A 23,180-nucleotide genomic window follows, 5' to 3' on the forward strand; every position below is an offset into this window, starting at 1 on the left:
ATCGAGACATTTTTAATGACTGCAAAGCGTAACCAACTGCTCGCCAGCACCGTTCTGGCGGGCGCAATCGCGTTCTCCGCGCCTGCCTTTGCGCAGACGCCGCCTACAGCCACCGACGCCGACTCCGTCCAGAACGCGCCTCTCAACCAGGTCACTGACCCGGCGGAGCCCGAAGCCGCCCAGCTGGGCGAAATCGTCATCACCGGCTCGCGCATCCGCCGCGACCCGACCAACGCGCCGACGCCGCTGATCCAGGTTCAGCGGGAGGCGCTGCTGAACACCGGGCAGTCGACCGTGATCGACTACCTCGCCACCATACCGGCCCTGTCCAACTCGGTCGTTCCGTCGGACACGACGGGGACGGGCCTCGGCGACTCCGGACTGTCGCTGCCGAACCTGCGCAGCCTCGGCTCCAACCGGACCCTGACGCTGGTCGACGGCCGCCGTCACGTCGGCTCGAACGGCGGATCGCTGTCGGTCGACATTGACACCATCCCTCGCCTGCTGATCGAGAACATCGAGATCGTCACCGGCGGCGCCGCCTCGGTGTACGGCGCCGATGCCGTGTCGGGTGTGCTGAACTTCGTCCTGCGCAAGGACTTCGAAGGTCTGGAGGTCGACGCCAACTACGGGATGATCAACCAGAACGGCGAGGCCAACAAACGCATCTCCGCCCTGTGGGGCGCCAATCTTCTGGACGACCGGCTGAACGTCTACGTTCACGGCGAATACGAAGAGATCGACGAAGTCACGTCGCTGGATATCGACTGGCTGCGGAATGCTCCGGTCCGCATCGGCACCGACGCGGACCCGACCACGGCCCGCTTCGATGGCGTCCAGGACGCGACCCTGTTCACCGGGGTCCGCCGCATCGACCTGCCGCGCTGGGGCCAGACGACGCTCGCGACGGTCCAGCAGCCCAGCGCCCTGAATGATCCGGACGTCCCTTATGAGGAGTGCCTGTTCGACCCGACCAACGCGGCGTCCTTCAGCTATGCGGCCAACTGCTTCGGTGTGACGCCGGGCCGGACCTTCTGGTACGAGGGCGGCTCCGCGCGGCTGGCCAACTTCGGCACCCGTATCGGCAACACCGGCGCCAACCGTCCCTACAACATCGGCGGCGACGGCGAGAACCCGGCCGAATTCAGCACCGGCTCGCGCGTGCCGAGCTCCGAGTCGGCCCGGTTCCAGACCGGCCTGACCTTCGAGCTGACGCCGGACATCTCGGTCTACGGTGAAGCCAAATACATCACCGAAGACTCGTATGACGTGTCGCAACCGACCTTCTTCGACATCGACCTGGTCAACTCCTACGGCGCCGGATCCGCCAATCCGATCTACAATGTTGCGAACTTCGACCTGCGCTGGAGCGACAACGCCTTCCTGCCGCAGAATGTGAAGGACGCGATCGCCACCAACATGGTGACGCAGTACACGGCGCCCACCGCGACGACCCCCGGCCAACCGCTTGCGCCGATCCTGGTGCAGAACGCCCGCCACAGCATGTTCGGGCCCGACCGCAGCCAGGAAAACACCCGCGAGCTGATGCGCTTCGTGGGCGGCGTCCGCGGTTCGCACGATCAGGTCGGCTTCGTCCGCGATGTGACCTGGGACATTGGCTACACCTACGGCCAGGTCGAGGTCGAGAACCGTGAGCGGGCCGTCGACAGCCAACGCTTCGCCATGGCGGCCGACGCGGTCGTGGACACCGCCGGCGTCGTCAACGGCACGCCGGGCGAGATCGTCTGCCGGGTGCAACTGCTGGCCGCCCAAGGCGCGCCCGCGGGCGCGCTCGACCAGGGACCGGCCGGTCCGGGCGATCTGCGGGACTCGGAGTACGGCCGCCGTTCGATCGAGGAGTGCGCTCCGCTCAACGTCTTCGGCAAGGGCAACCAGAGCGCCGAGGCGCTCGCCTTCGTCGACGCCGTGGTCGGCATCACCGAGCGCAACGAGCAGGAACAGGCGATCGCCTCGGTCTCCGGCAATCTGTGGGATTTCTGGGGCGCCGGTCCGATCGGCCTGGCCCTTGGCGCGGAGTACCGTCGCGAGTCGACCGAGGCCACCGGCCGCGACCGCGACACCGCCGGCCGTCCGCTGCTGTTCCTGAACAGCGGCCCGGACTTCCCGGAAGCGGAGTACACCAGCGAGGAACTCTTCGCCGAGTTGTCGCTGCCCCTGCTCCGCGACAGCCGGTTCGGGGAATACGCCGAGCTGAGCGGCTCATACCGCTTCGCCGACTACAGCACGGTGGGCAAGGTCGATGTCTACGGCGTGAACCTGGTCTATCGCCCGATCCACGACATCTCGTTCAAGTCGAGCTTCAACACCTCGGTCCGGGTGCCGAATCTGGGTGAGAATTTCTCGCCCTACAGCCAGACCTTCCTGAACGACATCGTCGACCCCTGCGCCACCCTGGTGATCGCGCAGCAGGACGAGGAGACCCGGGCCAACCGGATCGCCAACTGCTCGGCCCTGGCCCAGCAGCAGGGTCTGACCTTCGACTTCGCCGGCGCCACGGCGACCAACGCCGACGACTTCCGCCCCGACTACCAGTCGGGCGTGGCGGGCGTCAGCGGCGGCAACCCGTTCCTGAACCCGGAAGAGTCGGAGAGCTTCACCTTCTCGACGGTGCTGCGTCCGCGCTTCCTCCCGGACTTCTCGCTGGTGCTCGATTATTACGAGATCGAGATCGACCAGGTGATCTCGGCGGTTTCGGCGGGGACCGTGGCGGCCAACTGCGTGAGCGGGGCGAGCCTGAACACGGCGGCCTGCGCGACCATCTTCCGCAACAACCCGGACATTCCGTTCGGGATCGGGGCCCCTGTCGGGGATCCGATCGGCGGCTTCATCGAGGGGTCGGTCAACTACGCCTCGCTGTCGACCCGCGGCCTCGACGTGACGGCGCGGTACGCCTTCGACTTCGAGGAGATGACCGGCCGCAACTGGGGCACGCTGGACTACTCGCTGGGCGGCCTGTGGCTGATCGAGCAACAACAGTTCCTGAACGCCGACGACCCCTCGGACTTCGACGAACTGTCGAGCACGCTGTTCTATCCGCGCGTTCGCCTGACCTCGTCGCTGACCTGGACGCCGAACGACGTGTGGAGCGTCAACTGGACGATGGACTGGCAGACCGCCCAGGACATCGTGCAGGTCCGGGACTTCGTCACCAACCCGGATCAGCGGGCGTTCAACGAACTCGACACCGGCGACTTCACCCGGCACGACTTCACGGTGCGCTACAACGTGCGGGACGACCTGTCCCTGCGCGCCGGGGTGGTCAACGCCTTCGACGCGGAGCAGGCGCCCTATCTGGGCACTACGCTCTACTCGAACTTCGACCCCTACGGGCGCCGCTTCTTTGTCGGCCTCAACTGGCGCCCGTTCTAACCCGACGGACGATCACGATGGAGGGGCGGCTCGCAAGGGCCGCCCCTTTTTCGTTGCCACTGCCGCCCCCCCTCTCTAAACGGGCCGCTTAGCCGACAACCCGAACCGACCCGCGCCGGCGCCGCCCGCGCCGGGTTCTGCGCGCGCGAGGAGACCTGCCGCCTTGACCGATGACCATGTCCCTCACGACGAGCGCGACGCCATGGTCCGGGCCTCCCTGGCGGCGCACGGCGACAGCGGCCTCACGCCGCGCCACACCCTGTTCTACTTCTATGGCGACGGGGCCCATGACGACCTCAACGAGGTGGCGCGCCGGGCCGGGTTCCTGACGCGGGGGCAGGACGACTGCACCATCCTCGAAACCACGATGGCGGTGGACGAGGCTTCGTTCTCGCCCGTTTCCGCCATGATGCAATCTTGGGCCGCGGCCTTCCAGCTGGACTACGACGGCTGGGAGTGCGCGGTCCTGACGAACTGAAAGTCTTGTAAGATCAATGCCAAAGCGCACGGACATCCAATCTGTACTGATCATTGGGGCGGGGCCCATTGTGATCGGACAGGCGTGCGAGTTCGACTATTCCGGCGTCCAGGCGTGCAAGGCGCTGAAGGCCGAGGGATATAGGGTCATCCTGGTCAATTCCAATCCGGCCACGATCATGACCGACCCGGAGGTGGCCGACGCCACCTATATCGAGCCGATCACGCCGGAGATGGTCGAGAAGATCATCGCCAAGGAGCGGCCCGACGCCCTGCTGCCGACCATGGGCGGTCAGACGGCGCTGAACACGGCGCTGGCGCTGGATGCGTCCGGGGCGCTGAAGAAGTGGGGCGTCGAGATGATCGGGGCCCGCGCCGACGTCATCGACAAGGCCGAGGACCGCCAGAAATTCCGCGACGCCATGGACAAGCTGGGCCTCGAAAGCCCGCGGTCCAAGGCCATCCACTCTATCGACGAAGCCGACGACGCGCTGGAGTTCGTCGGCCTGCCGGCCATCATCCGGCCCAGCTTCACCCTCGCCGGCACCGGCGGCGGCATCGCCTACAATGTCGAGGAATTCAGGGAGATCGTCGAACGCGGCCTCGACCTGTCCCCCACCACCGAGGTGCTGATCGAGGAGAGCGTGCTCGGCTGGAAGGAGTACGAGATGGAGGTCGTCCGCGACAAGGCGGACAACTGCATCATCATCTGCTCCATCGAGAACATCGACCCGATGGGGGTGCACACCGGCGACTCGATCACGGTCGCCCCGGCCCTGACGCTGACCGACAAGGAATATCAGCGCATGCGGACCGGCTCGATCAACGTGCTGCGCGAAATCGGCGTCGAGACCGGCGGCTCCAACGTCCAGTGGGCCATCAACCCCGCCGACGGCCGCATGGTGGTGATCGAGATGAACCCGCGCGTGTCGCGGTCGTCGGCGCTGGCGTCCAAGGCCACCGGCTTCCCGATCGCCAAGGTCGCCGCGCGCCTGGCTGTCGGCTACACCCTCGACGAACTGCAGAACGACATCACCCAGGTGACGCCCGCCTCGTTCGAGCCGTCGATCGACTATGTCGTCACCAAGATCCCGCGCTTCGCCTTCGAGAAATATCCGGGCGCCGAGGCGACGCTGTCCACGTCCATGAAGTCCGTCGGCGAGGTCATGGCCATCGGCCGGACCTTCCAGGAGTCGATGCAGAAGGCCCTGCGCGGGCTGGAAACCGGCCTGACCGGCTTCAACGAGATCGAGATCGACGGCGCGGCCGAGATCGACGACGACGCCTCGATCCGGGCCGCCGTCGTGCGGGCGCTCGGCCAGCCGACGCCGGACCGCATCCGGGTGATCGCCCAGGCCTTCCGGCATGGCCTGTCGGTCGAGGAGGTGCAGGCGGCGTGCTCGTACGAGCCGTGGTTCCTGCGCCAGATCGCCGATATCGTGCGCACCGAAGGTCACGTCGTCGTTCAAGGCCTCCCGACCACCGCCGCGGACTTCCGCAAGCTGAAGTCCAAGGGCTTCTCGGACGCGCGCCTCGCCCAACTGACCGGGACCACCGAAGCCGCCGTGCGCAAGGCCCGTCGCGCCCTCGATGTCCGCCCCGTGTTCAAGCGCATCGACACCTGCGCGGCCGAGTTCGCCAGCGCCACGGCCTATATGTATTCGACGTACGAGACCGGCGCGCTCGGTCAGGTCCCGGCCTGCGAATCCGATCCGACCGACCGCAGGAAGGCGATCATCCTCGGCGGGGGGCCGAACCGGATCGGGCAAGGGATCGAGTTCGATTACTGCTGCTGCCACGCGGCCTTCGCCTTCGACGGCATCGGCGTCGAGTCGATCATGGTCAACTGCAACCCCGAAACTGTCTCGACCGACTACGACACCTCTGACCGGCTGTATTTCGAGCCGCTGACGGCCGAGGACGTGCTGGAGCTGATCGACGTCGAGCGCTCAAAGGGCGACCTGATCGGCGTGGTCGTGCAGTTCGGCGGCCAGACGCCGCTGAAGCTGGCTCATGCGCTGCAGGAGGACGGCGTGCCGATCCTCGGCACCAGCGTCGACTCGATCGACCTGGCCGAGGATCGCGAGCGGTTCCAGGTCATGCTGCACGATATCGGCCTGATGCAGCCGCCCAACGGCCTGGCCCGATCAGCGCAGGAGGCGGCGGACAAGGCGGACGAGGTCGGCTACCCGGTGGTGCTGCGCCCGTCATACGTGCTGGGCGGCCGCGGCATGGTCATCGTCCACGACCGCGAGCAGTTGGACCGGTACGTCGGCGAAGCCATGCGCGTCTCGGGCGATGACCCGGTGCTGATCGACCACTATCTGAACCGCGCCACCGAGGTCGACGTCGACGCCCTGTGCGACGACGAGACGGTGTTCGTGGCCGGCGTGCTGGAACACATCGAGGAGGCAGGGGTGCACTCGGGCGACAGCGCCTGTTCCATGCCGCCGCACTCGCTGCGTCCCGAGACGATCGTCGAGCTCAAGCGCCAGACCGAGGCCATGGCCCGGGCGCTGAAGGTGCACGGCCTGATGAACGTCCAGTTCGCTATCGAGGAACCGCACTCGGACGCGCCTCGCATCTTCGTGCTGGAGGTCAATCCGCGCGCGTCGCGAACCGCCCCCTTCGTGGCCAAGACCATCGGTCAGCCGATCGCCGCCATCGCCGCCAAGGTCATGGCCGGCGTGGCGCTGAAGTCGTTCGGGCTGACCGACAAGCCGTACGACCATATCGCGGTCAAGGAAGCCGTCTTCCCGTTCGCCCGTTTCGCCGGCGTCGACACCGTGCTGGGCCCCGAGATGCGTTCGACCGGCGAGGTCATGGGCCTGGACTGGAAGCGCGACGGCGAGGCCGACATGGCCCCGGCCTTCGCCCGCGCCTTCGCCAAGAGCCAGATCGGCGGCGGCACCCTGTTGCCGGTCGCCGGCTGCGCCTTCGTCAGCGTCAAGGAAGGCGACAAGCCGTTCATCGTCGACGCGGTGAAGACACTGATCGCGGAAGGCTTTACGATCATCGCCACCGCCGGCACCCATGCCTATCTGACGGAGCAGGGCCTCGAGGTCGGGCTGGTCAAGAAGGTGCTGGAGGGGAGGCCGCACATCGTCGATGCGATGAAGAACGGCGAGGTCCAGCTGGTCATCAACACGACCGAAGGCAAGCAGTCGCTGCAGGACAGCTTCAGTCTCCGCCGCACGGCGCTGATGATGAAGATCCCCTACTACACCACGACAGCGGGGGCTCTGGCGGCGTCGCAGGCCATCGGCGCGATCAAGGCCGGCGACCTAGGCGTGCGGCCGATCCAGGACTATGCGCACGGCTGACCAGTTGGCGGCTATTTCGACCATGCCGCGACCGCAAACGCCGGTGTAGTTCGGTCAGGTCGGCCATGAAGATTGCTGAAGGGACCGCAGTAAGCTCTTCGCCGGGCGGGAGAGGGGAAGCGACCGTGCGTCCGCTTCTGACGTAGCCATGTGTCAGCATCCGCGAATGGAACACTATCGTCTGCGCAAGTATCGCGGGCCGGAGACCTGGGCGCAGGTCAGGAAGGCCTATGTCGCGGGAGAATCCGCACCATCCGTGGCGCGCAGGTTCGATGTCGGCCTGTCCAATCTGCGCCGTCGGGCGATGGCCGAGGGCTGGACCCGGAGCCGGATCGCGGAACGACTGGATCTGAAGCCATTGCGGGGCGGCGCCGACGATCGGCCGCCGGCGCTGCGGGCGCTGGCCGAGCTGGAGGCCTTGCCCGAGACCCCACGGATCAGCGCCGATGTGGCCATCATGAAGGCGGTGCGGCGCGCGGCGTGGCTGGTCAGCCAGGGGCAGGCCGCGGAAGCCGGCGCGCTGTTGCGGGCCGCCGAGGCGCTCGACCGGATGAAATGGGCGGAGCGGTAGTCGCTTCCCTGGAGCCGGTCGTTTGACGTCCCGTCCTGATTGAGCGACCGTCGTTTTCAGGGAACGGGGTGGCGTGATGGCGGACCAAGCGAAGAAGCGACCTCGCCGTCTGCGCGCGCCGGCGCCGACGACCCCCGACCCCATAGAGATCGCCATGGAGGCGGCCGCCGCGGGAAACGCCGAGCCGGGCAGCCCCGCCCATCGCGTTCTGCTTCGTCACGAGCAGCTGATCGGCTGGCAGATCATGAAGGAGCGCGCCGGCTTCGCCCTGCGCTGCCTGACCGGGCTGATGGGGATCATCTTCGCGGTCGGGCTCGGCTCCCTCGTCTGGTCGGCGTCGCAGGAGCGCGGACTGGTGATCGAACCCTTCTCGGTGCCGCCCGAGTTCGCGGAAAAAGGCATCACCGGCCAGGTGGTGGCCAGCCGTCTTCTGGACCGGCTCAGCGAGATGAGCGACCAGACCCAGTCGGTGCGCGCCCCCTCGACCTACGCCAACAACTGGAACGGCGACATCAAGGTGCAGATTCCCCAGACCGGCGTCTCGGTCGGCGAGCTGCGGCGCTATCTGGTCGAATGGCTGGGGCAGCAGACCACCATCGGCGGCGAACTGTACCGGACCCCCGACGGGCTTTCGCTGATCGCCCGCACCGGCACGGCCACGGCGACGCCCCAGACCGGGGCGGATGAACGCGCCCTCGACGCCATGATTCAGGCGGCCGCCGAACAGGTCTACGCCGCGACCCAGCCGTATCGCTACGCCGTCTATCTGGGCCGCCGCGGCGACGCGGAGGGCGCAGCGCGCTCCGAGGAGGCGCTGCGCGCCCTGACCCGGTCATCCGACGAGGCGGACCGCATCTGGGCCTATGCAGGCCTGAACCTCAGCCTGCAGGCCAAAGGCGACATCGCGGGCGCGATCAAGGCGGCCGACGCCGCCCTGGCCATCGCCCCTGATTTCACGCTCGGCTACGCCAACAGGGCCGGGGCGCATCGCGGGCTGGGTCATGCAGAAGCCGCCGTGCAGGACAACCGCGCCGCCTACCGCACCGCGCGGAGCGACGGCCGCCGCTTCATGGGTCCGGACGGCTTGGCCTTCGTCACCGCGGCCTGGCAGGCCAATGTGCGGCTGGACATCGGGGACTACAGCGGCGCGGTCGAGCCTCTTCGCCGCAGCCTGGCGGTTCGCCCCGGCGATCTCCAGCAGATCGTCACGCTGGCGCTCGTGCTTGACGGCCTTCATGAGCCCTCCGCCGCGCGTGTCGAGATAGCGCAATTGACCCCGCCGCCTGCCGACGCCGGCCCCGAGGTCCTCACGGCCTGGAAAGCGCTCTCGGACGAGTTCGCGGCGGCGACCGCCTATGCCGCCGAGGACTGGACCGAAGTGGCCCGCCTGCTGGACGGCATAGACATCTCGGGCCTGCCGCCGGCGGTTCAGGCGACCCGTCGCGTCGCCCTCTATCCCTCGCTCGCCACGGCGCTGGCGCGGCTGGGCGAGACCGACCGCGCCGCCGCTCTCATCGCGACCACCCCGGCCGACTGCTATGACTGCGTCATCGCCCGGGCCGTCGTGGCGGAAGCCCGGGGGGAACGCGCGGGGGCCGATCGCTGGTACGCCGAGGCCATCCGTCTGGGTCCCTCCCTGCCCTTCGCCCACGAGGCGCGCGGCCGCGCCCGCCTCGCGCGGGGCGACCTGGCCGGGGCCGTCTCGGACTTCCGGGAAGCGAGCCGCCGGAGTCCGCGCTGGGCCGATCCGCTGAAATACTGGGGCGACGCTCTGGCGAAGCAGGGCGATGCGGCGAACGCCGTGCGCAAATACCGGGCCGCCGCCGACCGCGCGCCGCGCTGGGGCGCGCTGCACCTGGCCTGGGGCCGGGCGCTGGCGACCAGGGGCGAGGCGGGACCGGCGCGGCAAGCCTATCGGCAGGCCTCGCGCATGGACCTGTCGGCGTCCGATCGGGCCGCCGCAACGCGGCTGCTGGCGGCCTAGATTCCCGACGCCGCCTCCGGGTCCGCCGCAGCGTCCCGGCCCTCGACGATCCGCGCCGCCGCCAGGTCCGCCGTGACGTTGCCGATGGTGCGGAAGATGTCGGGCACGACCTCGACGGCCAGCAGCAGCGGCAGGACCTCGAGCGGCAGACCCATGACGATGGCGATCGGGGCAATGGAGGCGAAGAAACTGACCTGACCCGGCAGGCCGACGGTGCCGACGCTGATGGCCAGGGCGGTGACGCCGCCGGCGATCAGCACGCCGGGGCTGAGCGGAATGCCGTACAGGTGGGCGACGTAGATGCACACCGCGAGGTTCGCCACGGTCGAGGTGATGCGGAACACCGCCACCGCCAGCGGCAGGACCAGACCGGCCGTGGCCGCCGAGACGCCGAGGCGGTCTCGGGCGCGCTCGACCATGACCGGCAGGCAGGCGAGCGATGACTGGGTCGAGAAGGCGACGACCTGGGCCGGGGCGGCGGCCCGGGCGAAGCGCGGCAGGGTGACCCGCCCCCAGGCCACGGCGACGACATAGGTCAGCAGGATGAGGCCGATCAGGGCCAGCGAAACGATGGCGACGTAGTGGCCCAGCACGCCCGCGGCGCCGAGCCCGGCGCTGAGGCCGACGCCGAGCGAGAGGGCGAAGACGCCGATCGGGGCGGCGAGCAGCACCCAGTGGACGATGACGATCATGGTCTCGGCCACCGCCTCGAAGAAGACGGTCAGGGGCTGGCGCAGACGCTCGGGCAGACGCGTGGCCGCGAAGCCGAAGACGATGGCGAAGACCACGATGCCGAGGATGGCGTCGTCGGCGGCCGCCCGGACGGGATTGGCCGGGGCCAGGCTGGTCAGGAAGGCGGTCAGCCCGCCGCCGCCCAGGTTCTCGCGCACCACGGCGTCGCCGGGGGCGCCGGTCAGCAGCAGCCGGCCGCCCTCCGGGTCGATGGGCCACAGGGCGTGCAGCCCTTCCGAGGCGAGGACGCCATAGACGGTGGCGCCGACCAGCAGAACGCCGAAGACCACGACCGCCCTGAGGGCCAGCCGGCCGGTGGCGGCGGCGTCTGCGATCGAGGCGATGCCGGTGACCAGCAGGGCGAAGACCAGCGGGATGATGGTCATGCGCAGGGCGTTGAGCCACAGCTGACCGAGCCCCTCGACGACATCCACCGTGCCGGTCCCCCCGGGGATGCCCCAGGCCTGGGCGGCGGCGCCGGCCAGCAGGCCGGCGACGAGGGCGAGGAGCACCCTCAGACTGAGGGACGACATCAGGGCGGCGGTGCGGGAGCGGGTCATGGCCGGAAGCTAGGCCGGGCCAGGCCCAGCGTCGAGCGTGGAAACCATCTCGGCGGCTGCGGCGTCCAGCGCGGCCGGCGTGAGGTCCGCAAGCGTCAGCCGCCGCAGCAGCGGGCGGGCCCGCCCCGCGCCGGTGCGACGATAGGCCGGATCGTAGTGGACCTCGATCAGCTGGCGGACCAGCGGCTCCAGATCGCCGGCGGCGGCGAGGGCGCGCCATTCGGCGATGGCGGCCCTGGCGTGATGGCGCGGCAGGCGGGTCAGGGCGGCGTCCAGGGCCTCGCGGTCGGCGGCGATCCCGGCGTAGGTCTGCAGGGTGAAGGCGACGCGGGCCTCGACCGGCGCCTCGATGCCGACGACGGGTGCGGCGGACATGGCGGCCCACAGCGACGGCGGGATGACCCGGGCTCCGATCTTGCTGCTCTCGGCCTCGACCAGAACCGGACGGGCAGGGTCGAGGCGCGAAAGCGCGTCGTGCAGCCGCGTCTCGAAGGCCTTCTGCGACGGCTGGCCGCCGGGGACGGCGCCGAACAGCGAGCCGCGGTGGGCGGCGAGGGCCTCGAGGTCGAGGGTCTGGACGCCGCGGGCGGCCGCGGCGCCGAGCAGGGCCGTCTTGCCGGAGCCGGTGGGCCCGTCGAGCAGGACGAGGCGATGCGGCAGCGGCGCGTCGTAGAGGGCCGCCTTCACCTGCCGCCGCCAAGTCTGGTAGCCGCCGTCCAGCACCGTGACCGGCCAGCCGACCTGGTCCATAACCGTCACCATGGCCCCGGAGCGCTGACCGCCGCGCCAGCAGTAGACCAGGGGGCGGAAGGAGCCGTCGCGGTCGCCCAGCGGGCCTTCCAGGTGGGCGGCGATGTTTCGGGCGACGAGGGCGGCGCCGTGGCGGCGGGCGAGGAATTTGGAGCGCTGGACGTATTCGGTCCCGACCTCGGCCCGCTGGATGTCGTCGAGGACGGGCAGGTTGATCGCGCCGGGAATGTGGTCGAGGGCGAACTCGGCCGGGCTGCGCACGTCGATGACGGCGTCGAAGCCGTCCCGCGCCTGCGGCGTCAGATCGGTCGCGCGACGGATCATGCGACGACGCGGACGCGCGGCAGGCCCTCGACGACCCGGCCGACCACATCGAAGCCCGAGCCGTTGATCCGCGCGAAGGCCGCAAGATCGCCGACCTCGGCCTCGGCGACGGCGATCAGCAGGCCGCCGGAGGTCTGGGGATCGGTCAGCAGGTCGCGGCGCCAGTCCTCGAGACCGGCGGGCAGGTCGACGTCGGCGCCATAGCTGGCCCAGTTGCGGCCGGAGGCGCCGGTGCGCACGCCCTCCCTGAGCAGCTCGGCGGCGCCCGCGAGGGTCGGCGGGGTCGAGGTGACCTCGACAGTCGCGCCTGCGCCACGGGCCATCTCGAGGGCGTGCCCCAGCAGTCCGAAGCCGGTGACGTCGGTGACCGCGTGCACGCCCGGGCGGCCCGGCAGCCTGGCGCCGAAGCTGTTCAGCCGGGTCGTGCTGTCCTTCAGGACCCGGTAGCCGTCCTTGCTCAACCGGTCCTGCTTGAAGGCCGCGCTGAGCACCCCGACGCCGAGCGGCTTGGTCAGGACCAGCACGTCGCCCGGCCGGGCGCCGCGATTGGTCAGCACCTGATCCGGATGGACGAGGCCGAGCGCGACGAGGCCGTAGATCGGCTCGACGCTGTCGATCGAGTGGCCGCCGGCGACCGGGACGCCCGCCGCCCGGCACGCCTCGTCCCCGCCCTGCAGGATGCGTCCGATGGTGCGCGGCGACAGGACGTTGACCGGCATGCCGACAATGGCGAGGGCGAAGATCGGCGTGCCGCCCATGGCGTAGACGTCCGACAGGGCGTTGGTCGCCGCGATCTGGCCGAAGTGGAAGGGATCGTCGACCACCGGCATGAAGAAGTCGGTCGTGGCCACCAGCGCCTGCTGGTCGTTGAGGCGCCAGACGGCGGCGTCGTCCGAGGTCTCGGTCCCGACGATCAGATTGGCGAACGGCTGGGCCTGGGGCATCCGCGCCAGAATGTCCTGCAGCACGGCCGGCGCGATCTTGCAGCCGCAGCCGCCGCCGTGGGCGAGAGAGGTCAGGCGGGGCTCGGCGGCGGGCTCTGGCGAGGTCATGGCCAAGGTCTGGGCGAAACCGCTCGTGAACTCAACAGGCCGGAGCGCGTGCTAAGCGTGCCGCCATGCGCTTGCCGATCCTGACCGCCGTCGTCGCCGCCCTGCTGGCCCTCCCCGCCGCCGCGCAGGCGGATCGGCCCCGCACCTGGGCCAATCCGGTCGACGTGGATTACAAATACAATTTCGAGCAGACCCATCGGGGGATCAGCTATCGCACCGGGGCCGATCCGGTGATCGTGCTGCACCGCGACCGCTACTTCCTCTTCCAGACCCTGGCCGACGGCTACTGGACCAGCGAGAACCTGCTCGACTGGACCTACGTTCAGCCGAACAAATGGCCGTTCGAGTCGAACGTCGCGCCGGCGGCGGTATCGGACGGGGAGCGGCTGTATCTGATGCAGTCCGCGTTCGAGCCCCGGCCGCTGCTGGTCAGCGAGCGTCCGGAGACGGGGCAGTGGGACTGGCACACGCGGGTGCTGCCGCCGGTCCCGGGCGCGGTGAGCCGCAACGAGGAGGGCAGCTACGGCGACGCCGGCCTGCCGCAGGGCAAGCTGCCGCCGGGGCCGTGGGACCCGGGCCTGTTCATCGACGATGACGGCCGGTGGTACCTCTACTGGGGCTCGTCGAACGTCTATCCGATGTACGGGGCGCAGATCGATCCGACGCCGCCGGTGCGGTTCGTCGGGGAGCCGCTGGCGCTGCACACGCTGCATCCGGACGAGCATGGCTGGGAGCGGTTCGGGCAGGATCATTCGGGAACCCTGCCGAACGGAACGGCCATCAAGCCCTATATGGAAGGGGCCTGGATGACGAAGCACGGCGGCCGGTACTATCTGCAGTACGGCGCGCCCGGCACCGAATACAACGCCTACGCCAACGGGACCTATGTGGCCCCGAGCCCCCTGGGCCCCTTCGAATACGCGCCGTACAATCCGGTCAGCTACAAGCCCGGCGGCTTCGTGGAGGGGGCGGGGCACGGCTCGACCTTCCAGGACCGGCACGGCAATTGGTGGAACACCGGCACGCCGTGGATCGGCCACAACTGGACCTTCGAGCGCCGCATCGCGATGTTCCCCGGCGGCTTCACCCCCGACGGCCAGATGCATTTCTCCAGCCGCTTCGGCGACTATCCGCAGCGCCTGCCGACGGCGAAGGTCAACGATCCGGAGAGTCTGTTCACCGGCTGGTTCCCGCTGTCCTACAAGTCGCCGGCCGAGGCGTCCTCGACGGAGGGCGAGTTCACGGCTGATCGCGCGACCGACGAGAACCCGCGGACCTTCTGGGTGGCTGCGGCCAACCGGCCGGGCGAGACGCTGACGCTGGACCTCGGCGGGACCAAGCGGGTGCATGCGGTGCAGGTGAATTATGCCGACTACGAGTCTGGCATCTACGCCGAGCGCCCCGACATCCGGACGCGGTTCCGCATCCTCTGGTCCGTGGACGGGGCCGACTGGCGGGTCTTCGCCGATCTGTCGGACTCCGAACGGGACCGCCCCAACGCCTATGTCGAGGGCGAGCGGCCGGTGGACGCGCGCTACATCCGCTACGAACACGGCGAGGTCGCCGCGGCCCATCTGACCATCTCGGATCTGCGGGTGTTCGGGACCTCGGACGGCCTCCCGCCCGAGCGGCCGGCGGATGTCCGCGTCGAGCGCGGCCGCGACCAGAGGAACGCCACCGTCCACATCGCGCCGGTTTCGGGCGCACTAGGCTACAATGTCCGCTGGGGGATCGCCCCGGACCGGCTGTTTCTGACCTATCAGGTGTATGGCGACGACCTGCGGGAGATGGGAGATCAGCTGGAGGTCAGGGCCCTGAATGCAGGCGTCGACTACTGGTTCGCGGTGGAAGCCTTCTCGCCCAATGGCGTGTCGCCGCTGAGCCGGGTGGTGCGGGTTCCGGCGCGGGATTGAATTCTTCTGGACCGACGCGGCGTCAACCCAGCTAACTGCCCACGGCAAGCGGAGCCGGCCCATGATCACCGTCCATCACCTGAACGACTCCCGATCCCAGCGGGTGCTTTGGCTGCTGGAGGAACTCGGCGCGGCCTATGAGGTGAAGCGTTACCAGCGCGATCCGCAGACCATGCTGGCCCCTCCCGAACTGACGACGATCCATCCGCTGGGCAAGTCGCCGGTGGTCGACGATGGCGACGTGCGCGTGGCCGAGACCGGGGCCATCGTTGAATACCTGCTGGACGCACACGGCGGCTCGGCCTTGCGACCCGCGCGCGGCACGGCCGAAGGGCGGCGGTTGACCTATTGGCTGCACTACGCCGAGGGGTCGGCGATGACGCCGCTGCTGCTGAAGCTGATCTTCAGCCAGATCCCGAAGCGGGTTCCGTGGCTGGCCCGGCCCGTGGCCAACGGCATCGCCCGCGGCATGAACGCGCGGATGATCGATCCGCAGCTGGCGGCGCACACCGGACACTGGGAGGCCGAGCTGGCGCGGTCGGAGTGGTTCGCCGGCGACGCCTTCTCGGCCGCCGACATCATGATGAGCTTCCCGGTGGAGGCGGCGGGCAGCCGGGTCGGCTACGGCGGCGACAAGCCGCGGCTGCGAGCCTTTCTGCAGCGTATCCATGCCCGTCCGGCGTACCAGAGGGCGCTGGAGCGGGGCGGCCCGTACAGCTACGCCTGACCCGCGGCGGCCACTGGCGCCGAAGCCACAGTCCGTGCGGCGCGCGCCTCCACCGCCGACGCCGCCGCAACTCCGGCCCGCCAGAACCGTTACCCCGCCATGCGCCTGAGAACCATTCAAGTCATCGCGGCTCTGATCGCCGCCGTCGCCTTCGTGCTCGCCTTCATGGCGGCGGGCGTGTTCCTGATCTCGAGCCTGTTCATGGCCGTGGGCCTCGCCGCGGTCGCCTGGCTGGCCTGGAGTCTCGTGCGCAGGGTCAAATTATGGGGCGATATCCAGCAGATCCGGGCACGCCGGCGAAAACCCGTCGCCTAGGCCCGTCTTTCCGAAGCCACCTTGCCCCTTGAACCTTCGGGTAGGGCGCCCTACCCTCTTGGGCCGGTCGCGTGCGCCCAGCGACCTTTGTGCCGAGTAAGTTCGTCAGTCGGGCTAGCCAAGAAACTCACGACATATGGAAAAAGTGCCGATGACGGCCGAGGGCTATCGCGCCCTCGACGATCAGTTGAAGCAATTGAAGTCGGTCGAGAGGCCGAGCGTCATCGCGGCCATTTCGGAGGCTCGCGAACACGGCGATCTGTCCGAAAACGCTGAGTATCACGCCGCCAAGGAACGACAGGGCTGGATCGAGGGCCAGATCGCCGAGATCGAGGACAAGATCAGCCGCGCCCAGGTCATCGACGTGTCGAAACTGAGCGGCAACCAGGTGAAATTCGGCGCCACGGTCACCGTGGTCGACGAGGACACCGAGGAAGAGGGCCGCTACCAGATCGTCGGCGAGCACGAGGCCGACGTGAAGGCGGGCAAGATCTCCGTCTCCTCGCCGATCGCGCGCTCGATGATCTCCAAGGAGGTCGGCGACGTGGTCGAGGTCAACACGCCCGGCGGCGTGAAGGCCTATGAAATCCTCAAGGTCGAGTGGAAGTAGGGACCGACAGGCCCCCGCTCTCGGTCTGGGTCGTCTCCGACGGCCGGGCCGGCATCGAAAATCAGGCGCTGGGTCTGGCGGAAGCCGTCCAGCGCCTTTTTCCGTCTCGCATCGAGGTCAGGCGCATCCGCTGGCGCAAGGCGTTCGACAAGCTGCCTTCGGCGCTGAAGGCCCGGTGGATGCTGGACCCATCATCCGACCCGGTCGAACCTGGCCTCGGCGAGGACTGGCCCGATCTGTGGATCGCCACCGGACGCGCGACCCTGCCGCTGTCGGCGGCGGTGCGGCGGCGCTCGGGCGGCCGCACCTTCGTGGTCCAGACCCAGAACCCACGCTGGAAGACCCATGCCTATGATCTGGTCGTCGCGCCCGCGCACGACAGCGTTGCGGGGTCCAATCTGCTTTCCATCACGGGATCGCCCCACCGGGTGACGCCCCAGCGGCTTGCGGAGGGCGCGGCGGGGTTCGAGGCGGAGCTGTCCTCCCTGCCCCGCCCGCGGGTGGCGGCGCTGATCGGCGGGCGCTCCATGGCCTTTGATCTGCCCGAGAGCCACGCCGCCGAGCTGGCCGACCGGATCACGGCCGCGATCTCCGAGGCGGGCGGTTCGCTGATGCTGACCTTCTCGCGCCGGACGCCCGAGGCCGCCAAACAGGCCATGGCCGGCCGGCTGGCCAGCCTGCCCGGCTTGATCTGGGACGGCGCGGGCGCGAACCCCTACTTCGCCTTCCTGCACGACGCCGACCACGTGCTGGTCACAGAAGACAGCGCCAACATGGCGGCGGAGGCGGCCTCGACCGGCAGGCCGGTGCACATCCTGCCGATGGTCCCGCTGAAGCCGGCCGGCAAGTTCGCACGGCTGCACGCCGATCTGCGCGAGCGCGGCGCGGCGCGGCCGTTCGACGGAAAACTGCAGGTCTGGAGCTACGAGCCGCTCAATGAGACGGAGCGCGCCGCGCGGATTGTGCTGGAGCGGATGAGCCGGGCCTAGGCGGCCGCCCCCACCCGGTCGACGCTGCGCGCCGACCACCCTCCCCGGGGCGGGGAGCGAGAGTCGCTCAGCCTTCTCCCTCCCCGCCCCGGGGAGGGTGGCCGCGCAGCGGCCGGGTGGGGACGGCGACTTCGAGCCGAGCCACGATGCCCGCCAATACACCATCCAGATTGTCCCGGATCGAAGCGTTGTCGTATCGCAGCGTCGTGAACCCCTCGCGCGCGAACGCCGCGTCCCGCCGACGGTCCAGTTCAACACGCCAATCGTGCCCGGCGCCGTCGACCTCGACGACGAGCCGCCGGTCCAGGCAGACGAAGTCGGGATAGAAGCCCATCATGGGGTGCTGGCGACGGAAGTGATAGCCGCGCGCTCGGAGACGTCGGAGCGCTACCCAGAGGCGAGCTTCCGGAGGGCTCATCCTCTTGCGCATGGCTCGCGCCTTGGCGACGACCGGCATCTGCAGTTCTCCGCGCAGCTATAGATTGCGCGTCTGGAAGCGAAAGTGCAACCGGCCGCCCCCGCCCGGTCGGCGCTGCGCGACGACCACCCTCCCCGGGGCGGGGAGGGAGAAGGTCAGTCCCCGTCGCCTCCGTCCGGGTCGCCGCCGTCCGAGGCATGGCCGCCCCCGGAACCGCCGCCGCGTCGTTTGCTCTTCTCGTCCATGGCCACGCCCAGAGCGAGGCCGATCCCGATGCCGATGCCGATGCCGAGGGCCAGATTGTCCATGGCGATGCCGATGGCGGTGCCGACGCCGACCCCCAGCGCGATGCCGATGCCCAGATGACTGCGTCCTTTCATGGCGTCCTCCTGTGAATGGATGTCAGCCTAGCATCGCGCGAACCGGAATCAGCGCCTAAATAGACGCCATGAGCACCCCCCGCACCGTCCGCGTCGCCATCATCGGATCCGGCCCCGCCGGCTGGACCGCCGCCATCTACGCCGCGCGCGCGATGCTGAGCCCGGTCGTGATCGCCGGCCTGCAGCCGGGCGGCCAACTGACCATCACCACCGACGTCGAGAACTATCCCGGCTTCAAGGATGTGATCCAGGGCCCCTGGCTGATGGAGCAGATGCGCGCCCAGGCCGAGCACGTCGGCACCGAGGTGGTCGAGGACATCGTCGTCAAGGCCGACCTGTCGCAGCGGCCGTTCCGCCTGACGCTGGATTCGGGGACCGAGATGCTGGCCGAGACGGTGATCATCTCGACGGGGGCCCAGGCGAAATGGCTGGGGATCGAGAGCGAGGCGAAATACCAGGGCTTCGGCGTCTCGGCCTGCGCCACCTGCGACGGCTTCTTCTATCGCGGCAAGGAAGTGATCGTGGTCGGCGGCGGCAACACCGCCGTCGAGGAGGCGCTGTTCCTGACCAATTTCGCTTCGAAGGTGACCGTGGTGCACCGCCGCGACGAGTTCCGCGCCGAGCGCATCCTGCAGGACCGGCTGTTCTCGAACCCCAAGGTCGAGGTGATCTGGGACTCGGCCATCGATGAGATCTTGGGGACCACCGAGAACGGCGGCGTCAACGTCACCGGCGCGCGGCTCAAGAACGTCAAGACCGGCGAGACCCGCGAGATCGCCGCGGACGGGGTCTTCATCGCCATCGGCCACGCCCCGTCGTCGGAGCTGTTCGCCGGCCAGCTGGAGACCAAACAGGGCGGCTATCTGGTCGTGAAGCCCGGTACGGCCGCGACCGCGATCGAAGGCGTCTGGGCCGCGGGGGACGTCACCGACGACGTCTATCGCCAGGCGGTCACGGCGGCGGGCATGGGCTGTATGGCGGCGCTGGAGGCGGTCCGCTTCCTGGCCGAACAGGACCACAAGGCCGAGGGCCACCCGATCTCTCACAAGGAAGCCGAGAAGATCGCCGTCTGGTAGGAGCAACCAAGAGCTAGCCCCTAGCCCCTAGCCCCTACCTTTATGCGAACAGCTGCAGTTCCGGCGGCGCGTACAGCACCGGCTGCCCCTGCCGGCGGCGCAGGGCGTAGTCGACGGCGGTCTGCACCGCGCGCTCGTCGGTGGGCTTGGACAGGACGCCGATCGTGCCGGCGACGCCCTCGCGGACCATGCCCGGGTTGGCGGTCATGAACAGCACCGAGACGCCGAGATCCTGACCCAGCTCGCGGCCGAGCGCGACCCCGGTCGGGCCGTCGGACAGATGAATGTCGACCAGCGCCAGGTCGACGTCGGACTCGCGGACGAGTTGGCGGGCCGAGGCGGCGTCGGCGACGCTCCCGACGACCTCGTGGCCGAGATCCTCCAGAACGAAGCGAAGCTCCATGGCCACGAGGGCCTCGTCTTCGATGATGAGAATTCGGGCAGGCATATCAGTAGCGTAAGGTCTTGGCGGGATCCGCTTCGCGGGGGGACGCAGAGGGAGCGTACGGGTGCAGGGTCGGTTCCGTCATGCGACGTTTTGAGCGGCCCTGCGACGGGACAGGGCGGTGGCGGGAAGGTCGGCGACGACCTGCAGGCCGTCGGGCCGCCAGGTGCGCTCCAGCCTGCCGCCCAGCTGGCCTTCGACCGACAGGGTGGCCAGCGACGATCCGAAGCCCGTCCGTTCCGGCGGACCGGAGATGCGAGGTCCGCCAGTCTCGGTCCAGGTCAGGGTGAAGCGGTCGCCGGCGCGTCGGGTATCGAGCGTGACCCGGCCGCCCTCGACTGAAAGCGCGCCGTATTTGGCGGCGTTGGTGGCCAGTTCGTGGAACAGCAGGGCCACGGATGTCGCCGCCTGGTCGTCGAAGGTCGCGTCGTCACCGAACACCAGGATGCGCGGTTCGCCGGTCAGCTCGGTATAGGCCTTGAACAGGTCCGCGAGGAAGGCGTGCAGGGTCATCGAGCCGACGGACGGCCGCGACGTTTCGGTGTGCGGGCGGACGAATTCGTGGGCGCGGGCCAAGGCGTTGATGCGCGTGCGCACCGCGTTGGCGAACTCCCTCGCCTCGGGGTGCTGGCGGGCCGACAGGGCGATCAGGGCCGAGACCACGGCGAAGATGTTCTTGATGCGGTGGCTGAGCTCCTGGCTGAGCAGCTCCTTGGCCTGGTCGGAGCGCTTCAGGTCATCGATGTCGGTGCAGGTGCCGAACCAGCGCGTGATCTCGCCCGCCTCGTTGCGGATCGGGCGGGCCCGGCCGAGCGTCCAACGATAGACGCCGTCATGCCGGCGCAGGCGGTATTCGATCTCATAGGGCTCGCCGGTCTCGAGGCACTGGCGCCATGCGGCCCAGGCCCGCTCCTGATCGTCGGGGTGGAACATGCCGTTCCAGCCTTCGCCGTCGGTTGAGCCCTGGGGCACGCCGGTGAACTCGTACCAGCGGGCGTTGTAGTAGTCGTGGAAGCCGTCAGGCCGGGTGGACCACACCATCTGCGGCATGGAATCCGCGATGGCGCGGAATTTGGCCTCGCTCTCGGCGAGCGCCTGCACGGTCAGGGCCAGTTTGCGTTCGACGGTCTCGGCGCCGGTCGGATCGGATTGGGTCACGGAGCCTCAACAGGGCGCGTCGTCGCACTCGGGGACAGCATCAATGCGCGAGCCCCCGGAAGCGTTGCAACAGATCGGAGTCAGGAGCCGGGACGGCCCACTTCCTCCACGTCCATGACCGTCACGCCCGGCGGCGGGGCGGCAGGCGCGGGCCGGGCGGGAGCCTCGAAAGCCGCCAGGCGCTGGTTGATCTCGGCGATCTGGTCGCGGGTCGGCTGTTGCCGGCCGCCGAGCGAGACGACGCCGACCGTGCGGGTCTGGCCGTCGATGACGACGGTCCGGGTCGCCGCTTCGCCCTTGGCGGCCGCCTCGGCGAGGGCCGCCTCGGCCTCGGTCGCGGAAGCGACCTGCAGGCGGGGCCGGGCGAAGCGGGCCTCGTCGATGCGCGGCTCGCGGCCGGAGTAGCTCTGGCGGAAGGCGGCGGGTTCGCCGTAGACGCCTTTCCAGCGATAGAAGATGTGCGCGCCGATCTGGGTCAGCTTATTCAGGGTCGGCGCCCACCACGGATGGACGTAGTCCGCGTGATAGTGGGTGGCCGTGCCGACCTTGGCGGCCACATGGCCGGCCAGCGCGCGCTCGGCGACCCGGGCGGCGCGGTTCCAGGCCCAGGCCACCGGAGCCTGAGCCAGCGAGCCGTCGCAGGTGAAGCTGAACTGGCAGCCCGTGACCCGCTCCGCCCCCTCATAGACCACCCCGCAAACGGAGTTGGCGTAGTTGGGATCGCGGACGCGGTTGAGCACAACCTGGGCCACCGCTTCCTGGCCTTCGGTCGGTTCAAGGGCCGCCTCGTAATAGACGGCCTGGGTCAGGCAGCGCACCGCACGCCGGCGGTCTTCGGCAGTGGCCGGCTTGAAGTCGAAGGGTCGGGCCGCCCGCAGCAGGCCGGACACCGGCATGGCGGCGTTCAGCCGCTGGGCCTCGAGCCCGGAGGCGCCGAAGTCGAGGGACGGCTTGCCGCCCAGCGACAGGTTCTCCCAGCCGGGCGTGAGGCCGTACAGGGCGGGCCGGCGCTCGTTGGGATCGTGGCGGATGGCGACGGCGAGCTGCGACGGCGTCATGCGCGCCATGATCGCGGCCAGCCCCTTGTCGGTGAGATCGCCGTGCGTCACCCGGCGCACGGCCTCGGCGCGGCGGTCGATCTCGGGGCGGACGGTAGAGCTCGCGGCCATGGCTACGCCGATGGCCGCCAGGGCGGCGGGCGCGGCGGCGGCAAGCCGGCGCGTCCTCTTGCGCATCTTTGTCCAGTCGATGCCGGCCAAGTCCAACTCCTGCTCCGGCAAGGCGGCCGGAGGTTTTCCGTAGCCTCAGAGCGAGGCGGTTTTCAGGCCGAAAACCGCCGCTCGGTCAAGCCTCAACGTCCGCCGAGGGTCGAGCGCAGCATCCAGGCGAACTTTTCATGGGCCGCCAGGCGTTGCGTCATCAGGTCGGCCGACGCCTCGTCCCCTGCCGCGTCGGCGGCGGCGAACGCCTTGCGGGCCGTGGCGATCAGCGTCTCGTGGTCCTGCATCAGTTCCTTGAGCATGGCCGTGGCTTCCTTCTCAGGATCGCCGTCCTTGATCGACGTCAGGTTGCCGAAGCCGGAGAAGCTTTGCGGGGCGAGGACGCCGAGAGCGCGGATCCGCTCGGCGATCTCGTCCAGCGCGCCCCAGATGTCGCGATACTGCTGTTCCAGCAGGCTGTGGAAGCTGAAGAACTCCGGACCCCGCACGTTCCAGTGATAGCCGTGGGTCTTCAGATAGACCGCGAAACTGTCGGCCAGAACCTTGGTCAGTTCCTGCGCAACATCGGTGCGCTCCGTCTTCGAAAGGCCGGTGTCGATGGTCGCGGTCATGCGAGCTCCTGCATTGCTGGGATCAGCTCTGGACGTAGGCACGCCGGCGGCCCCTGCAAGCTCGACGACCGACCCATCCCAAACGCCGCGCTTGCCGGAACGCAAAGCGCGCCAATACGTTGCGAGAAGTCGCGTGCGCGCGAGCGGGGGATGAA

Annotated in this window: 20 protein-coding genes; 11 read left to right on the plus strand and 9 right to left on the minus strand. The window is 69.3% G+C overall.

Annotated features, from left to right (window positions below):
* Positions 1-15: 15 nt before the first annotated feature.
* From VEA98_RS01230 to VEA98_RS01250, 5 genes are all read left to right on the plus strand, one after another.
* Positions 16-3,390: a TonB-dependent receptor domain-containing protein gene (locus VEA98_RS01230; RefSeq protein WP_324810322.1), complete on the plus strand. Its 3,375-nt coding sequence runs from the start codon at positions 16-18 to the stop codon at positions 3,388-3,390.
* A 163-nt stretch (positions 3,391-3,553) separates the two neighbouring features.
* The gene (locus VEA98_RS01235) at positions 3,554-3,868 is read left to right on the plus strand and encodes a hypothetical protein (RefSeq protein WP_324810325.1); all 315 of its coding nucleotides are present in this window, start codon (positions 3,554-3,556) and stop codon (positions 3,866-3,868) included.
* Positions 3,869-3,884: 16 nt separating this feature from the next.
* Positions 3,885-7,190: a carbamoyl-phosphate synthase large subunit gene (gene carB / locus VEA98_RS01240; protein WP_324810327.1), complete on the plus strand. Its 3,306-nt coding sequence runs from the start codon at positions 3,885-3,887 to the stop codon at positions 7,188-7,190.
* Positions 7,191-7,356: 166 nt separating this feature from the next.
* Positions 7,357-7,761 (plus strand): hypothetical protein, encoded by a 405-nt coding sequence (locus VEA98_RS01245; protein ID WP_324810329.1) that lies wholly within the window; start codon positions 7,357-7,359, stop codon positions 7,759-7,761.
* A 76-nt stretch (positions 7,762-7,837) separates the two neighbouring features.
* Positions 7,838-9,745 (plus strand): hypothetical protein, encoded by a 1,908-nt coding sequence (locus VEA98_RS01250; RefSeq protein WP_324810331.1) that lies wholly within the window; start codon positions 7,838-7,840, stop codon positions 9,743-9,745.
* Here VEA98_RS01250 and VEA98_RS01255 read toward each other — a convergent pair.
* The 3 genes from VEA98_RS01255 to selD are packed head-to-tail and all read right to left on the minus strand — an operon-like array spanning position 9,742 to position 13,163.
* Entirely contained in the window at positions 9,742-11,037 is a 1,296-nt protein-coding gene (locus VEA98_RS01255; protein WP_324810334.1) for a dicarboxylate/amino acid:cation symporter, read from the minus strand. The two genes, VEA98_RS01250 and VEA98_RS01255, sit on opposite strands and share 4 nt — an antisense overlap.
* Positions 11,038-11,046: 9 nt before the next feature.
* The gene (gene mnmH / locus VEA98_RS01260) at positions 11,047-12,111 is read right to left on the minus strand and encodes a tRNA 2-selenouridine(34) synthase MnmH (RefSeq protein ID WP_324810338.1); all 1,065 of its coding nucleotides are present in this window, start codon (positions 12,109-12,111) and stop codon (positions 11,047-11,049) included.
* The gene (gene selD / locus VEA98_RS01265; protein WP_324810341.1) at positions 12,108-13,163 is read right to left on the minus strand and encodes a selenide, water dikinase SelD; all 1,056 of its coding nucleotides are present in this window, start codon (positions 13,161-13,163) and stop codon (positions 12,108-12,110) included. Before selD ends, mnmH begins: the two co-directional genes overlap by 4 nt.
* A 65-nt stretch (positions 13,164-13,228) precedes the next feature.
* On the opposite strand from selD, the gene VEA98_RS01270 reads away from it, so the two are divergent.
* The 5 genes from VEA98_RS01270 to VEA98_RS01290 all read left to right on the plus strand — a co-directional run bounded on the left by VEA98_RS01270 (position 13,229) and on the right by VEA98_RS01290 (position 17,717).
* A complete protein-coding gene (locus VEA98_RS01270) occupies positions 13,229-15,076 on the plus strand; it encodes a family 43 glycosylhydrolase (RefSeq protein WP_324810343.1) in 1,848 nt (615 codons plus the stop codon).
* A gap of 61 nt (positions 15,077-15,137) precedes the next feature.
* Positions 15,138-15,803, plus strand: coding sequence for a glutathione S-transferase (locus VEA98_RS01275; RefSeq protein ID WP_324810345.1), 666 nt, complete (start codon positions 15,138-15,140; stop codon positions 15,801-15,803).
* Between the two features lie 99 nt (positions 15,804-15,902).
* Positions 15,903-16,118, plus strand: a complete 216-nt coding sequence (locus VEA98_RS01280) for a hypothetical protein (protein WP_324810347.1) — start codon at positions 15,903-15,905, stop codon at positions 16,116-16,118.
* Positions 16,119-16,254: 136 nt separating this feature from the next.
* Complete coding sequence (greA, locus tag VEA98_RS01285; protein WP_324777435.1) at positions 16,255-16,728, plus strand: transcription elongation factor GreA; 474 nt, start codon at positions 16,255-16,257, stop codon at positions 16,726-16,728.
* Positions 16,719-17,717, plus strand: coding sequence for a mitochondrial fission ELM1 family protein (locus VEA98_RS01290; RefSeq protein ID WP_324810350.1), 999 nt, complete (start codon positions 16,719-16,721; stop codon positions 17,715-17,717). The genes greA and VEA98_RS01290 overlap by 10 nt, the downstream gene beginning before the upstream one ends.
* 67 nt (positions 17,718-17,784) lie before the next feature.
* Here the strand turns inward: VEA98_RS01290 and VEA98_RS01295 are convergent, their stop codons facing one another.
* Positions 17,785-18,174, minus strand: a complete 390-nt coding sequence (locus tag VEA98_RS01295) for an endonuclease domain-containing protein (RefSeq protein ID WP_324810352.1) — start codon at positions 18,172-18,174, stop codon at positions 17,785-17,787.
* Between the two features lie 116 nt (positions 18,175-18,290).
* Entirely contained in the window at positions 18,291-18,515 is a 225-nt protein-coding gene (locus VEA98_RS01300) for a hypothetical protein (RefSeq protein WP_324810354.1), read from the minus strand.
* 68 nt (positions 18,516-18,583) lie between these two features.
* Between VEA98_RS01300 and trxB the strand changes: the two genes are divergently transcribed.
* Complete coding sequence (gene trxB, locus VEA98_RS01305) at positions 18,584-19,591, plus strand: thioredoxin-disulfide reductase (protein WP_324810357.1); 1,008 nt, start codon at positions 18,584-18,586, stop codon at positions 19,589-19,591.
* Positions 19,592-19,631: 40 nt separating this feature from the next.
* Here trxB and VEA98_RS01310 read toward each other — a convergent pair whose 3' ends face one another.
* The 4 genes from VEA98_RS01310 to VEA98_RS01325 all read right to left on the minus strand — a co-directional run bounded on the left by VEA98_RS01310 (position 19,632) and on the right by VEA98_RS01325 (position 23,025).
* Positions 19,632-20,039 carry a response regulator gene (locus VEA98_RS01310; RefSeq protein ID WP_324810360.1) on the minus strand — a complete coding sequence of 136 codons (408 nt, stop codon included), beginning with the start codon at positions 20,037-20,039 and terminating at the stop codon, positions 19,632-19,634.
* Positions 20,040-20,117: 78 nt separating this feature from the next.
* Positions 20,118-21,194, minus strand: a complete 1,077-nt coding sequence (locus tag VEA98_RS01315; protein WP_324810363.1) for a sensor histidine kinase — start codon at positions 21,192-21,194, stop codon at positions 20,118-20,120.
* Positions 21,195-21,274: 80 nt separating this feature from the next.
* Positions 21,275-22,429 carry a cell wall hydrolase gene (locus VEA98_RS01320; protein WP_324810366.1) on the minus strand — a complete coding sequence of 385 codons (1,155 nt, stop codon included), beginning with the start codon at positions 22,427-22,429 and terminating at the stop codon, positions 21,275-21,277.
* A 116-nt stretch (positions 22,430-22,545) separates the two neighbouring features.
* Positions 22,546-23,025 carry a Dps family protein gene (locus VEA98_RS01325; RefSeq protein ID WP_324810369.1) on the minus strand — a complete coding sequence of 160 codons (480 nt, stop codon included), beginning with the start codon at positions 23,023-23,025 and terminating at the stop codon, positions 22,546-22,548.
* Positions 23,026-23,180: the final 155 nt, after the last annotated feature.

The organism is Brevundimonas sp., from assembly GCF_035627055.1.
Classification (GTDB): Bacteria; Pseudomonadota; Alphaproteobacteria; order Caulobacterales; family Caulobacteraceae; genus Brevundimonas.